12 protein-coding genes are annotated in these 13,133 nt (G+C 72.7%); 4 read left to right on the top strand and 8 right to left on the bottom strand.

Annotation, left to right across the window (positions count from 1 at the left end; genetic code table 11):
• Positions 1-6 precede the first annotated feature (6 nt).
• The 4 genes from F8568_RS26240 to F8568_RS26225 all read right to left on the bottom strand — a co-directional run bounded on the left by F8568_RS26240 (position 7) and on the right by F8568_RS26225 (position 3,663).
• Positions 7-1,572, bottom strand: coding sequence for a glycoside hydrolase family 13 protein (locus F8568_RS26240; protein WP_151596358.1), 1,566 nt, complete (start codon positions 1,570-1,572; stop codon positions 7-9).
• 18 nt (positions 1,573-1,590) lie between these two features.
• Positions 1,591-1,974 carry a globin gene (locus F8568_RS26235; RefSeq protein ID WP_151596357.1) on the bottom strand — a complete coding sequence of 128 codons (384 nt, stop codon included), beginning with the start codon at positions 1,972-1,974 and terminating at the stop codon, positions 1,591-1,593.
• A 69-nt stretch (positions 1,975-2,043) separates the two neighbouring features.
• Entirely contained in the window at positions 2,044-3,042 is a 999-nt protein-coding gene (locus tag F8568_RS26230; protein ID WP_151596356.1) for a mechanosensitive ion channel family protein, read from the bottom strand.
• A 219-nt stretch (positions 3,043-3,261) separates the two neighbouring features.
• Positions 3,262-3,663, bottom strand: coding sequence for a hypothetical protein (locus F8568_RS26225; protein ID WP_236009160.1), 402 nt, complete (start codon positions 3,661-3,663; stop codon positions 3,262-3,264).
• Between the two features lie 439 nt (positions 3,664-4,102).
• On the opposite strand from F8568_RS26225, the gene F8568_RS26220 reads away from it, so the two are divergent.
• On the top strand, positions 4,103-5,740 hold the full coding sequence (locus tag F8568_RS26220; RefSeq protein WP_328601016.1) for an XRE family transcriptional regulator: 1,638 nt from the start codon (positions 4,103-4,105) through the stop codon (positions 5,738-5,740).
• A 6-nt stretch (positions 5,741-5,746) separates the two neighbouring features.
• Positions 5,747-6,430, top strand: a complete 684-nt coding sequence (locus tag F8568_RS26215; RefSeq protein ID WP_151596355.1) for a GNAT family N-acetyltransferase — start codon at positions 5,747-5,749, stop codon at positions 6,428-6,430.
• Positions 6,431-6,645: 215 nt separating this feature from the next.
• On the opposite strand, the gene F8568_RS26210 is transcribed toward F8568_RS26215, so the two are convergent.
• Both F8568_RS26210 and F8568_RS26205 read right to left on the bottom strand, forming a co-directional pair.
• On the bottom strand, positions 6,646-7,452 hold the full coding sequence (locus F8568_RS26210) for a methyltransferase domain-containing protein (protein WP_328601015.1): 807 nt from the start codon (positions 7,450-7,452) through the stop codon (positions 6,646-6,648).
• Positions 7,453-7,520: 68 nt separating this feature from the next.
• The gene (locus tag F8568_RS26205; RefSeq protein WP_151596354.1) at positions 7,521-9,599 is read right to left on the bottom strand and encodes a prolyl oligopeptidase family serine peptidase; all 2,079 of its coding nucleotides are present in this window, start codon (positions 9,597-9,599) and stop codon (positions 7,521-7,523) included.
• Positions 9,600-9,911: 312 nt separating this feature from the next.
• Here F8568_RS26205 and F8568_RS26200 point away from each other — a divergent pair, with 312 nt between their 5' ends.
• Positions 9,912-10,421, top strand: coding sequence for an HNH endonuclease (locus F8568_RS26200; protein ID WP_151596353.1), 510 nt, complete (start codon positions 9,912-9,914; stop codon positions 10,419-10,421).
• A gap of 25 nt (positions 10,422-10,446) precedes the next feature.
• On the top strand, positions 10,447-10,671 hold the full coding sequence (locus tag F8568_RS26195) for an FmdB family zinc ribbon protein (protein WP_151596352.1): 225 nt from the start codon (positions 10,447-10,449) through the stop codon (positions 10,669-10,671).
• Positions 10,672-10,674: 3 nt separating this feature from the next.
• Here F8568_RS26195 and F8568_RS26190 read toward each other — a convergent pair whose 3' ends face one another.
• The gene (locus tag F8568_RS26190; RefSeq protein ID WP_151596351.1) at positions 10,675-11,022 is read right to left on the bottom strand and encodes a DUF1330 domain-containing protein; all 348 of its coding nucleotides are present in this window, start codon (positions 11,020-11,022) and stop codon (positions 10,675-10,677) included.
• 143 nt (positions 11,023-11,165) lie between these two features.
• Entirely contained in the window at positions 11,166-13,016 is a 1,851-nt protein-coding gene (gene ilvD / locus F8568_RS26185; RefSeq protein WP_151596350.1) for a dihydroxy-acid dehydratase, read from the bottom strand.
• Between the last annotated feature and the right edge of the window lie 117 nt (positions 13,017-13,133).

The following is a 13,133-nucleotide window of genomic DNA, read 5'->3' as shown; positions in this document are numbered from 1 at the left end:
CTTGCCTTAATACAGCCAAGCCGCGGCGTTGCCGGGGAGGAGGTCGCCGTACATGGGCATGCTCGTCAGGATCGGGGTCCCCGGCGGGAGGCGGACGGGGTTGTCGCCGCAGTTGACCGCGCAGGTGAGCGGTCCGCGGGTGAAGAAGACGGTGGTGTCGGGGGAGTCGCGCCATGTCAGCTCCTCGGGCAGGGCGTCCGGCAGCTCGCGGCGCTGCGCCAGCGCGCGCCGGTAGAACGCCAGCATCGAGGCCGGCTCGTCCGCCTGTGCCTGCGCCGTCAGCGACGCCCATCCCGCCGGCATCGGCAGCCATGGGCGGACGCCGTCCGGTGAGAAGCCGTACGGCTCCGTTGTTCCGGACCAGGGGAGCGGGACGCGGCAGCCGTCCCGTCCGGGTCGGGTTCCGCCGCTGCGCTTCCAGATCGGGTCCTGGCGGGCCTCGTCGGGCAGGTCGCGCACCTCCGGCAGGCCCAGCTCCTCGCCTTGGTACAGGTACGCCGAGCCAGGCAGTGCCAGCAGCATCAGCAGGGCCGCCTTGGCGCGCGCGTGCTCCATTCCGGGGACGCCGCCCGGCCGCTCGTACCGGGTGAGGTGGCGGACGGAGTCGTGGCTGGACAGCACCCAGGTGGGCGCGGCACCGGTCGGCGCGACGGCCTTCAGCGCCGCCTCGATCACGTCGCGGAACGCCGGCGCCGACCACGGCGCGAGCTGCAGGTCGAACTGGAACACCTGGTGCAGTTCGTCCGGGCGCAGGTAGAGCGCGAGGTCCTCGGGGCCGTCCGTCCACACCTCGCCGATGGCCATGCGGTCGCCGTCGTAGTCGTCCAGGATGCGGCGCCACCGCCGGTAGATCTCGTGGACCTCGGGACGGCTGTAGATCGGCCCGTTCGCGACGCGGCGGGCCCGGCCGTTCAGGTCGCCGAGCGAGGCGTCCTTGACGAGGCCGGCGGCGACGTCGATGCGGAAGCCGTCCACGCCGCGGTCGAGCCAGAACCGCAGGATGTCCTCGAACTCGGCCCGGACCTCGGGGTTGCGCCAGTTGAAGTCCGGCTGCTCGGGGGCGTACAGGTGCAGGTACCACTCGCCGTCGGGGACCCGTGTCCAGGCCGGTCCGCCGAACGCGGACGGCCAGTCGTTCGGCGGTTCGACCTCGCCGGGATTCTCTCCTGGCCTTCCGGGACGGAAAATGTAGCGGCCTCGTTCCGGGGACCCGGGCGGTGACGCCAGCGCCTCCTGGAACCACCGGTGCCGGTCCGACGAGTGGTTCGGGACGATGTCCACGATGAGCTTGAGCCCGTGGGCGTGCGCGTCCGCCACGAGGGCATCGAAGTCCGCGAGCGTGCCGAAGCGGGGGTCGACGTCGCGGTAGTCGGCGACGTCGTAGCCGCCGTCCGCGAGCGGCGAGGTGTAGAAGGGCGTCAGCCAGAGCGCGTCCACGCCCAGGTCGCGCAGGTACGGTAGCCGCGACCGGATCCCCTGGAGATCGCCTTCGCCGTCACCGCCCGAGTCGGCGAAGCTGCGGACGTAGACCTCGTACACGACGGCGTTGCGCCACCAGGGGGTTCGCGTCATGTACAGCGATCTACCCGCTCAGGACGGCGCGTTCACCATGCTTCGCGCCGCCATCGTGAAGTAGTCCCAGAGCATCTTCTCCAGCTGCTCGGGCAGCTCCAGCTCGTCGACCGCGACCCGCATGTGCCGCAGCCAGGCGTCCCGTTCCGCCTCGCCGATGACGAACGGGACGTGCCGCATCCGCAATCGCGGATGGCCGCGCCGCCGGCTGTAGGTGCTGGGGCCGCCCCAGTACTGGATGAGGAAGAGCCGGAGCCGCTCCTCGGCGGGGCCGAGGTCCTCCTCCGGGTAGAGGGCGCGCAGGTCGGGGTCTTCAGCGACACCCTGGTAGAAGCGGTGCACCAGCCGGTGGAAGGTCTCCTCGCCGCCGACCGCTTCGTAGAAGGTCACCTGTTCAGTCATGGCGCTGCCCACCCTATGCGATCCGCCGGCCCTTGATCGGCCGCGTGCGGGACCCCGCCGGTGCGCGGGTCAGTTCGCGGCCGGGGTGGCGACGGTGACGCCCGCGTCGTCGAACGCGTTCTTCACCCGTTCGCGCAGCTCCCGGGCGACCTCGCCCTGCTTGCCGGGTGCGGTCTTCAGCACCACGCGGATCACGAGCGCGTCGCCGGCGAGCGCCTGCACGCCCCACACCGACGGCGCCTCCAGGATCAGGTCCGCCCAGCCGGGCGAGGCCGCCAGCGCGTCCGCGGTGGTCTGCAGGATCTCCTTGACCTTCTCGGTGTCCTCGCGGATGTCGACCGGGATGTCCAGGACGGCCCGGCCCCAGTTCTGCGACTCGTTCCCGACCTTCTTGATCTCGCCGTTCGGCACGTACCAGACGACGCCGTTGACGTCGCGCATCCGGGTGACCCGCAGGGTGACCGCCTCCACCGTGCCCTTGGCCGAGCCCACGTCGATGAAGTCGCCGACGCCGTACTGGTCCTCCAGCAGCATGAACAGCCCGGCGAGGAAGTCCTTGACGATGTTCTGCGCGCCGAAGCCGACCGCGACGCCGATCACGCTCGCGCTGGCCAGGATCGGCGCGAGGTTCAGCCCGAGCGAGCCGAGGATGCTGAACGCCGCGGTGCCCATGATCACGATGGACGCGACCGAGTTCAGCACCGAGCCGAGCGTCTTGGCGCGCTGCGCCCGCCGCTGGTTCAGCAGTGCGGGGCTGCCCTCGAAGACCGTCCGGGACCGCTCCTTGATCTTCTCGGACATGGTGCCCTCGGACATCCGCACCGTCACCTTGGTGATCATCCGGTGCGCGACGTTCCGCACGACCAGCGCCAGCGCGAAGGTGACGATGATCGACAGGACGGTGCCGAGGGGCTTGTCGAGCCACGTCGCGTAGAAGTGGGTGAAGTCGGTGCTGTGGGAGACGTTCCAGACCAGCCGGCAGCCGGTGCTCGGCGACTGGTCGCGGCAGGCCGCCTCCGGCGTGCCGTTCTGCGCCCAGGGCAGCAGGGACTGGGCATCGACCAACATCTCGGGCAGACCCTCCCCGGCCGTTGTGGGTGTCTCGACACCTCGCCGTGGACCTGCGGCGGGTACGAGCCCGATCGTAGGGGACGGTAACGACCGGTTCGTACCTCGCCGGCGACGTGTCTTGACAAGGCCGGGGAGGGGCTGTTCCGGCGAGCGTGCCCCGCGGGGTCCGCGGCTGCCGCGCCGTTCCGGCCACGGCCCCGCGGGGCACGCCCGGCTCTAGGAGCGGCCCGCCGGCCGCATCACGCGGGCGGACCGCTGATCGAGGGGCTGCAGGACGTGCGCGAGCTTCAGGGCCGCGCCGCCCACGTCGTCGACGCGGTGCATGCGCTCCCCCCAGGACCACCAGAAGTAGTGGTCGTGGCCGTCGGGGACGGGAGCGCAGGTGACGTCCTCGGCCAGGCTCGCCGCGGCCGGGTTCACCACCCGCAGGAAGGCCGGGCCGGACCGGGTCCGGACCACGCGGGCGACCAGTCCGCGCGCGTCGAGCTCGCGCTCCAGCGCCTGGAGGTAGCCGACGCGTCTGTCGGTGACCACCTGCGTTCCCCTTCCCTCCGCCGCGCCCGCCGCCGCTGCGCCGGGCCGCTGCCGTACCGCCGGTTCCTGTGCCGTCGTCTGCATCGCCGATCCCTCGTCGCCGGCCCCGGGGGGCGTGGTGCGTGACCGCGCGCCCGCCGGGACGGCCGGCAAATGATCAACCCTCTGGATCCGTTCTGTTGCTCAAGGTGAGAATTGCAACTCTCACGGTGGCGGGTCAAGGGCTCCCCCGTCCGGCGAAGTACCGGATTCCACCGCCTCAGGGGAAGCTTCACATCCGGCGGAGGAAGAATCTCTACCCTGGGGAGTGGGGACGCATCCGAAGCCCCTGTCTTTCCCGGGAATCGCTTGGTTCGCCCCGCCGTCAGGGTTACGCTGCGTGCGCGAGAGATTATCTGTCGTGGCCAACTATTGACCGGTCGCCGTGGCCTGGACGACCGCCCTTCCCCCGGAGGAGCGGCGCCCCGGCCCGACGGTGAGGAGGCCGGAATCGATGTCGGACCCCCCTCGGAAAGAAACGGACGTGGCTCGCCGGATCCGCGCGCACGCCCTGGCCCGGGGGCGCAGCCCGCAAGAGATCGCGCACGAGATCCACGAGCAGTGCGGTCCCCTGTTCGGCACCAGCCGGGTCAAGGCGCACCGCCTGGCCCACGGTGTCGCGCTGTCCGACATCGTGGCCCAGGTCAGGGCCCTGTACGAGGTCGACGGCAAGCCGCCGCCCCGGCTCGGGGAGACGCTGCTGTCGGCCTATGAGAGCGGGTACAAAAGACCCGGTCCCGAGTATCTGCACTACCTGTGCGCCGTGTACCGCGTCGAGCCCGATCAGCTCGACTACAAGAGCCCGTGCATCTGCGGCCGGGGACACGCCGTGCGGCCGGGGGCCGCCACGGTGCCGCAGCCGCGGGCTCCGGAACGGCACGCGGCACAGCGGCCCGACGGTCCGCTCGTCGGGTCGATCATTCCCAGGGCGGAGGACCGCCACTGGGTGGAAGTCAACGACCTACGGGGCCCTGACCGCGCCGACGGCCCCCTGTCCATTGACGTGGGAGAGGAGGACATCGTGCTTCGTAGGACCCTTCTGCAACTGCTGGCCGGAGCGGGCGTGGCGCTCGACGGCCAGTTCCTGGGTGCGGTCGACGGCATTCGACGCAAGATGGACGACACGCTGGTCGGTGCGACGGTCTCGCCGACCATGCTCGACCAATGGGAGGAGACCACCTACGGCTACGGCCGGCAGTACCAGGCGACGCCGTCGCTGCGGATGCTCTGCGATGTGCTGCTGGACTTCAGCGAGGTGCGCCGCATGTGCGACAAGCGGCAGCCGGTCGAGCTGCAGGAGCGGCTGTGCCGGATCGCTGCGCAGCTGTCCGGGCTGTCCGGGCTGATCATGATCAATCTGGGCGACCACCGGCTGGCCCGCTCGTTCTTCCGGACCGCGCGCACCGCGGCCGACGAGACCGGCGACCGCCAGCTGCGCGCCTGGGTGACCGTCCGCGAGTCGCTCGTCCCGATGTACTACGGCGACCCCCGCGAGGCGCTGCACCTGGCGCGCAAGGCGCAGGACCTGGCCGGCCGCACCCCGGGCGTGGCGGCGGCGATGGCGCCCGCGGTGGAGGCGCGCGCGCTCGGCATGCTCGCGCTGCGCGGGCGCGGCGACGCCGCGCCCAGCGCCCGCCGGGCGCTCGTGCGCGGGCGCTCGGTGTTCGACCAGTTGTCCAAGACCGACACGAGCGACCTGGTGTTCGGCTTCACCGACCGGCAGATGGCCTTCTATGAGGGCGACACGTTCACCAATCTCGGCGACCACAAGCACGGCGACGAGGTGCTGAGCCACGCGCTGACGCTGTACGCGCCGACCGACCGCGTCGACCTGACTCTCGTGCGCCTCGACCGGGCGATGTGCAAGCTCCACGCCGGGAACCCGGACGCGGCGCTGGCCGGCGGCCAGGAGGCGATCCTCGACCTGCCCCCCGACCACCGCTCCGACATCCTGGTGCACCGGGCCCGCCAGATCGGCGCCGCGGTGCAGGCCAAGCACGGCGAGATCCCCGGCCTGCGGGAGTTCCGCGAGGCGCTCGCCGGGCCCTGGGTCACCAGCCCGACCAAGGAACCCGCCCCGACCGGGGAGCGGCCGTCCGTCCCCCCGACCGAGCAGGTCTGACCGGGCATGGGCACGCCTGACAGCGCCTCCTGGCAGGATCGGCCCGCGCCCGGCGCGGAACCCGCGGGCCCGGGGGCCGAGCCGCCCTCGCCGCCAGCCACGGATCCCCGCCCCGACCGCCGCGTTCTGGCGCGGCTGCAGGACGATCCCCCCGTCTGGAGCTACGGGGAACTGCGGCTGCGCCGGTACCGGGCTCGCGACCACGCCACCGTCCTCGCCCTGCACCGCGAGGGCCTGGCGCAGGTCGGCCTGCGTCCCGGCGACGGCGTCTACTACGACCACGATTTCTTCCGGATGGAGGACATCTACCTGCGCAATGACGGCGAGTTCCTCGTCGGCGAGGTGGACGGGCAGATCGTCGCGATGGGCGGCCTGCGGCGCGCCGACCTCGTTCCCGGGGGCCGGGCACGGGCGTTCGGCGGCTACGCGCCGGGCGCTCCCGTGCTCGACGCCGTGGAGATGGTGCGGCTGCGGGTGCGGCCGCACGCGCAACGGCGCGGCTACGGCGCCGCCGTCGTCTCCGCACTGGAGGAACGCGCCGCCGAGTACGGGTACCGGATCCTGCGCGCCGACACGACCGAGCTGCAGGCCCCGGCGCTCGCCCTGTACCGCAAGTTCGGCTGGAAGGAGACGCGCCGCGAGGTGATCGGCGGCATCGTCAACATCTACATCGAGAAGAAGCTGTCCTAGCCGCCGCGTCCGCGCGAGGCGGCCGGTGGGGCCTCGCCTTCCGGCGCCGTCCCACCGGCCGGGCGGTGCGCTCGGGCGTGGTGCGAGGAGTGCCGAGCGGGGCCGGTGCGGCCCCAGGACCCCCGAGCCGCGGGACGGCGCGGCGCGGCGCGCGAGCGCCCGCGGCTCGGGCCGCGTTACCCGCGTTCACCCGCGTGCCCCGGCCCCGTGGCGGGTCACGCGTCCGGGAGGGTGCCGCCCACCAGCTGCATGAGGGGGTAGCGGCGCCGGCGGATCCCGGTGAATCCGCGGTCGGCGAGCGCCCCGGTGATCTCCCGGTCGCCGAACATCGTGAACCCGGTGGCGCGGCGGATCAGTTCGCCGCCGACCTTCGAGGCGTACAGCGGCGTCAGCCGCCGCGAGGTGAGGATGATCAGCCGGCCGCCCGGCCGCAGCACCCGGGTCATCCCGTCGACGGCCGTCCACGGGTCGTCGAACAGGTACAGCGCCCCGAAGCAGCAGACGGCGTCGAACACCGCGTCGCGGAACGGCAGGTCGACGGCGTTGCCGCGGACGTAGCAGACCTCGCCGCCGGACGGTGTGTCGGCCTCGGCGCGGGCCAGCATGGTGGCGGAGGCGTCCAGCCCGACGACGAGGCCGTCCGCGCCGACGCCCTCGGCGAGCGCGCGGGTCACGTTCCCGGGCCCGCACGCCACGTCCAGCACGGTCGCGGCCGGCCGGGCGGTGTCGCCCGGCTGCCCGAGCCCCAGCCAGTCGCGGGCCATCGCCTGCTCGGCGGCGGTGTCGGGGCCGATCGGCCAGCCCTTCGCCAGGTTGAACCCGACGGGCCGCCAGACCTTCTCGTAGATCTGCGGCAGGAACGCCGACTCCATGACGGACTGGGCGAGCGACGGCGCCCGCTCCTCGGCCGGGCCGAGCAGGTCGAGGTAGCCGGCGGACAGGTCCGGTTCGGCGGGCGGTTCGCGCAGCAGACCGAGCACCCGGTCCACGGCGGACGGGCTGCGCACCATCGACACGTTCACACCCCTATTCGATCATCTGTCAATGAGGCCCGCCAGGGCCGGCCGCTGTGACCCGCCCCACGGACCGGTCAGGCCAGGTCGAGGCCGGTCTGGGCGGCCAGGAAGGTGAGGGTGTCGGTCATCAGGTCCACCGACCGGCTGACGGACCGCGCCGCGTGCCCGACCTCCGCCTCGTGGCGCAGCAGGATCGGCGCGTCCGACGCCGTCGCGTGCTGGAGCGCCGCGCACAGCTTGCGGGCATGCAGCGGGTCGACGCGGGTGTCGCTGCCGAACGTGGTGAACAGCGTCGCCGGATACGCCGTCCCCGGATGGACGTGGTGGTACGGCGAGTAGCCGATCAGCCAGCCGAACTCCTCCGGGTCGCCGGCCGTCCCGTACTCGTCGTTCCAGGTCTGGCCGAGCCCGAACCGCTCGTAGCGGACCATGTCCAGCAGCGGCGCCGAGCAGACCACCGCCCGGTACAGGTCGGGACGCTGGGTGAGCGCCGCGCCGACGAGCAGCCCCCCGTTGGACCCGCCGGAGATCGCCAACCGCTCCCGAGTGGTCAGGCCGTCGGCGATCAGCTTCTCGGCGGCGGCGTGGAAGTCGTCGAACACGTTCTGCTTGCGCTCGCGCATCCCCGCGCGGTGCCACTCCTCGCCCTCCTCGGAGCCGCCGCGCAGGTTCGCGACCGCGTACACGCCGCCGGCCTCCACCCAGGCGAGGATGCTCGCCGAGTACGCCGGGGTCAGCGAGATGTTGAACCCGCCGTAGCCGTACAGGATCGCCGGGCGCGGGCCGGACGCGCCGGGCCGCGACGCCACCAGCATCCGCACCTCGGTGCCGTCCGCGGACGCGTACGTCACCTGCCGGGTCTCGATCTCGGGGACCTCGACGGTGCCCGGCGCGGACGCCCACAGGCTCGTCTCCCCGGTCCGCGCGTCGTAGCGCAGCACCGACGACGGCGTGACGTTGTCGGTGTAGCCGAACCATGCCTCGTGGCCGCCTTCGGGCCGCTCGACGATCCCGCCGATCGAGCCGAGCCCCGGCGTCGGGACGGTCCCGAGCCGCTCGCCGGATGCCAGGTCGTGCACGGTGATCTCGCTGATCGCGTGCCGCGTCCACCCGGCGAGCAGGACGGGCGCCTCGAGACCGTCGAGGATCGCGTAGTCGGTGAGGACGGCCTCGGGGTCCTGCGGGATCAGGTCCAGCCACGTCCCGGGGGACGGGTCGGACGGGTCGGTCACGCACAGCCGGGACCGCGGCGCGTCCCGGTCGGTGAACACGTAGGCGCGGCCGTCCCGCCCCACGTGCAGCCACGTCTCTGCGTCGACGCCGACCTGCACCGGCCGCAGGTCCGGGCGGTCGAGCGGCGAGGCCGACAAGTCCGCGAGCCACAGGTCGTTGCGCGGCGCCGTGCCCTGCGAGGCCGACACCGTCAGCCACCGCCCGTCGCGGCTCACGCCGACGCCGTAGTAGTTGGTCTTGTCCATCCCCTCGCCGAAGATCAGCACATCGTCGGTCTCCGGCTCGGCGCCGACCCGGTGCAGGTAGACGCGCCGGTGGAACTGCTCCTCGCCCTCCGGGACGGCCCGCGCGGGCAGCCGCCGGACGTAGTAGAACGCCTCGCCGCCGGGCAGCCAGGCGATGCCGGACGACCGGGTCCGGTCGATCGGCCCCTCCACCCGCGCGCCGGTGGCGACGTCGATCACGAACAGCAGCGACTCCTCGTCCCCGCCCGTCGAGATCTTGTACGCCAGCAGCCGGCCCTCCTTGTCGGGCTGCCAGCCGTCCAGCGTCGTCGTGCCGTCCGGGTCGAGCTCCATCGGGTCGACCAGGACGCGCTCGGACCCGTCCGGGTCGACGGTGTAGAGCACCGGGTGCTCCTGCTCGGCGGTCCGCCGGGTGAAGAACCGCCGGTCGCCGCGCCAGAGCGGGGCGCCGACGCTGCCCGCGCCGAGCAGCTCGCCGAGCCTGCGGCGGAGCCGGTCGCGGCCCGGCAGCGCGTCGGTGACCTTGTGGAACAGCTCGTCTTGCGCGGCGAGCCACTCCCGTGTCTCGTCGCTGCCCGCGTCCTCCAGCCAGCGGTACGGGTCGGCGACCCGGTGGCCGTGGATGTCCTCGACGATGTCCTGGCGCCGCGCGGGCGGATAAGGCGTTCCGGTCATGGAATGCACTGTATTCACCGGTGCGGGCCGTCCGCCCGATCAGGCGGGCCGACCAGGCGGGTCGGCGGGCGTCCGGCAGGGCCGCCGATGCGCAATGCCTGCGTTTTTGCGTTCGATCTGGTCCTTCGATGGGGATATTTGGGGTAGCGGTCGGGCTCCCTCAGCCGCCACACTGATTCCAGGTCGGTTCGCCTCTGGGGAGGTCCTCATGGCGAGTGCGCAGGTGCCGGAGACGATATTCGGGCCTCGGTGCGAGGCGCGGTCAGCCGCGTCCGCCGAGGCGAACCCCGGTACGCCGGCGGAGGCCGTCTGATGAGACAGGTCCTTCTCCTGAACGCGACGTACGAACCACTCACCACGCTCCCGCTGCGGCGGGCGGTCTGCCTCGTGCTCCGGGAGAAGGCCGAGATCGTCCATCACGACATCTCGGGGGCCGCCCTGCACTCGGCGACCATGGAGATCGAGATCCCTTCGGTGATCCGGCTCCGCCGCTACGTGCGCATCCCGTTCCGGACCCGCGTTCCGCTCACCCGCGCCGCCCTCATGCGCCGCGACAACTTCCGCTGCGTGTACTGCGGCCGCCGCGCGGAGACCATCGACCACGTCCATCCGCGCAGCCGCGGCGGCAAGCACGTCTGGGAGAACTGCGTCGCGTCCTGCATGACGTGCAACCACCGCAAGGCCGACCGGCTGCTGTCCGAGCTCGGCTGGACGCTCGGGATGACCCCCGGCGTCCCGCGCGGCGCGCACTGGCGGCTGATCGGGATCGTGCACGACGGCGACCCCCAGTGGGCCCCGTACGTCTCCGAGCCCGCCGCCTAGCGCGGGCGGGCCGTATCCTGTAGTCGTGCCACGCTATGACTACCGCTGCCGCGCGTGCGGGGCGACGTTCGAGGTCTCCCGCCCGATGATCAACGCGTCCGACCCGGCGGCCTGCCCGGCCGGCCACGACGACACGGTGAAGCTGCTGTCCACGGTCGCCGTGACCGGTACGTCCCGCGGCGGTGCCCCGAAGCCCCCGCCGGCCGCCGGTGGCGGGGGCGGCTGCTGTGGCGGCGGCTGCTGCTCCTGACGGCTATCCCCGCTGGGCCGCGCGGAGGGCGGCGCCGAGGGCGGCGGAGTCGTGGTCGGCGCCGACGCCGTCGACCAGCATGATCACGCTCGGGATGTGGTCGGCCCGCATCGGGATGATCTCCTGGTAGGCGGGCGAGTCGTACCAGCCCCGGGCCCGGTCCATGTCCGGGAACTCGAGGATCACCACGGCGCCGTCGAACGTGCCCTCGTGGACCTCGGGGGTCTTGCCGTGCGTGATGAATCGGCCGCCGAAGGGGTCCATCGTGGCCTGGATGCGCTCCATGTAGACGAACACGTCCTCGTGCAGCGGCGGCTGGGGGTGCAGCAGGCCGATGGCGTAGGCGGTCATCGCGGTCTCCTCCGGTCGCGGATCCCGGGGCCGCCCGGTGGGGCGGCCCCGTTGACGTGATCCACTCTGCCCGGAGCGGGGAACGGCGGCGATTACGCGGCGGGTAAAGCCTCAGCCGCGCGGGCCCGCCGGCCGGGACCGCGTCAGTACAGCTGCGAGACGTCGCGCGCCGCGCCGGTCGAGGCCGACGTCGCCATCGCCGCGTAGGCGCGCAGCGCGGCGCTGACGTGGCGGTCCCGGTTGCGGGGGCGGTAGCCGCCGAGGTCGGCGAGCAGCTTCTCGCGGCGGGTCTCCAGCTCCTCGGCCGGGACGTCCAGCTCCAGCACCCGGTTCGGGATGTCGATCACGATCCGGTCGCCGTCCTCGACGAGGGCGATGATCCCGCCGCCGGCGGCCTCGGGGGAGGCATGCCCGATGGACAGCCCGGACGTGCCGCCGGAGAACCGGCCGTCGGTGATCAGCGCGCACGCCTTGCCGAGCCCGCGGCCCTTGAGGAAGCTCGTCGGGTACAGCATCTCCTGCATACCGGGGCCGCCCCGCGGTCCCTCGTAGCGGATCACGACGACGTCGCCCGCCTTGACCTTGCCGCCGAGGATGCCCTCGGCCGCCTGGTCCTGGCTCTCGAACACGACGGCCGGGCCGCTGAAGGTCCACAGCTCCTCCTCGACGCCCGCGGTCTTGACGATCGCGCCGTCGGGGGCGATGTTGCCGCGCAGCACGGCGAGGCCGCCGTCGGCGGTGTAGGCGTGCTCGACGTCGCGGATGCAGCCGCTCTCGCGGTCGAGATCGAGCTCCTTCCACCGGTTGCTCTGGCTGAACGCGGACGTGCTGCGGACGCCGCCGGGCGCCGCGTGGAACAGCTCGACGGCCTCGGGCAGGACGTCGGGGGAGCGGACGTCCCACTTGGCGACGAAGTCGGCGACGGACGGGCTGTGGATCGAGTGCGCGGCGGAGTTCAGCAGCCCGGCGCGGTGCAGCTCGCCGAGGAGGGCGGGGATGCCGCCGGCGCGGTGGCAGTCCTCGACGTGGTAGGTGGCGAGCGCCGGGGCGAGCTTGCAGATGCAGGGGACGCGGCGGGAGACGGCGTCGATGTCGTCGAGGCCGAAGCCGACGCCGGCCTCGGTGGCGGCGGCGAGCAGGTGCAGGATCGTGTTGGTGGAGCCGCCCATGGCGACGTCCAGCACCATCGCGTTCTCGAACGCGTCCCGGGTCGCGATGCTCAGCGGCAGGACGGACGCGTCGTCGCCGTCGTAGTGGCGCTTCGCGATCTCGACGACGGTGCGGCCGGCCCGCTCGTAGAGGTCGCGGCGGGCGGTGTGGGTGGCGAGGACGGTGCCGTTGCCGGGCAGCGCGAGGCCGATCGCCTCGGTGAGGCAGTTCATCGAGTTGGCGGTGAACATGCCCGAGCAGGACCCGCAGGTCGGGCAGGCGCTCTCCTCCATCTCGGCGAGCGTGGCGTCGGCGACGGACTCGTCGGCGGAGGCGATCATCGGGTCGATCAGGTCGAGCTTGTTGCCGCCCATCACGCCCTCGACGGGCTTGCCGGCCTCCATCGGGCCGCCGGAGACGAACACCGTCGGGATGTTCAGCCGCAGCGCGGCCAGCAGCATGCCCGGGGTGATCTTGTCGCAGTTGGAGACGCAGACCAGGGCGTCGGCGCAGTGCGCGTTGACCATGTACTCGACGGCGTCGGCGATCAGCTCGCGGGACGGCAGCGAGTACAGCATGCCGCCGTGGCCCATCGCGATGCCGTCGTCCACCGCGATCGTGTTGAACTCGCGGGGCACGCCGCCGGCCTCGCGGACGGCGCCGGCGACGACCTTGCCGACCTCGTCGAGGTGGACGTGGCCGGGCACGAACTGGGTGAAGCTGTTGGCCACCGCGACGATCGGCTTGCCGAAGTCCTCGCGTCCGACGCCGCTGGCCCGCATGAGCGCGCGGGCGCCCGCCATGTTCCTGCCATGGGTGACCGTACGTGACCTGAGCGGGGGCATCCTGTGACCTCTCCAACCTGTGCCGTGGTGCCGTGTCGCCGGACGCGTCGCCGCGCCGGGTTCGGCGGGCGGTGAGCGAGCGGTGCGCGGTGGGAAGCTCTCAGCGGCGGATCGCGG

The sequence above is a fragment of the Actinomadura physcomitrii genome (assembly GCF_008923205.2).
Lineage (GTDB): Bacteria > Actinomycetota > Actinomycetes > Streptosporangiales > Streptosporangiaceae > Spirillospora > Spirillospora physcomitrii.
The sequence above is the reverse complement of the archived record's forward strand: the minus strand, read 5'-3'. Positions and strand labels throughout refer to the sequence as shown.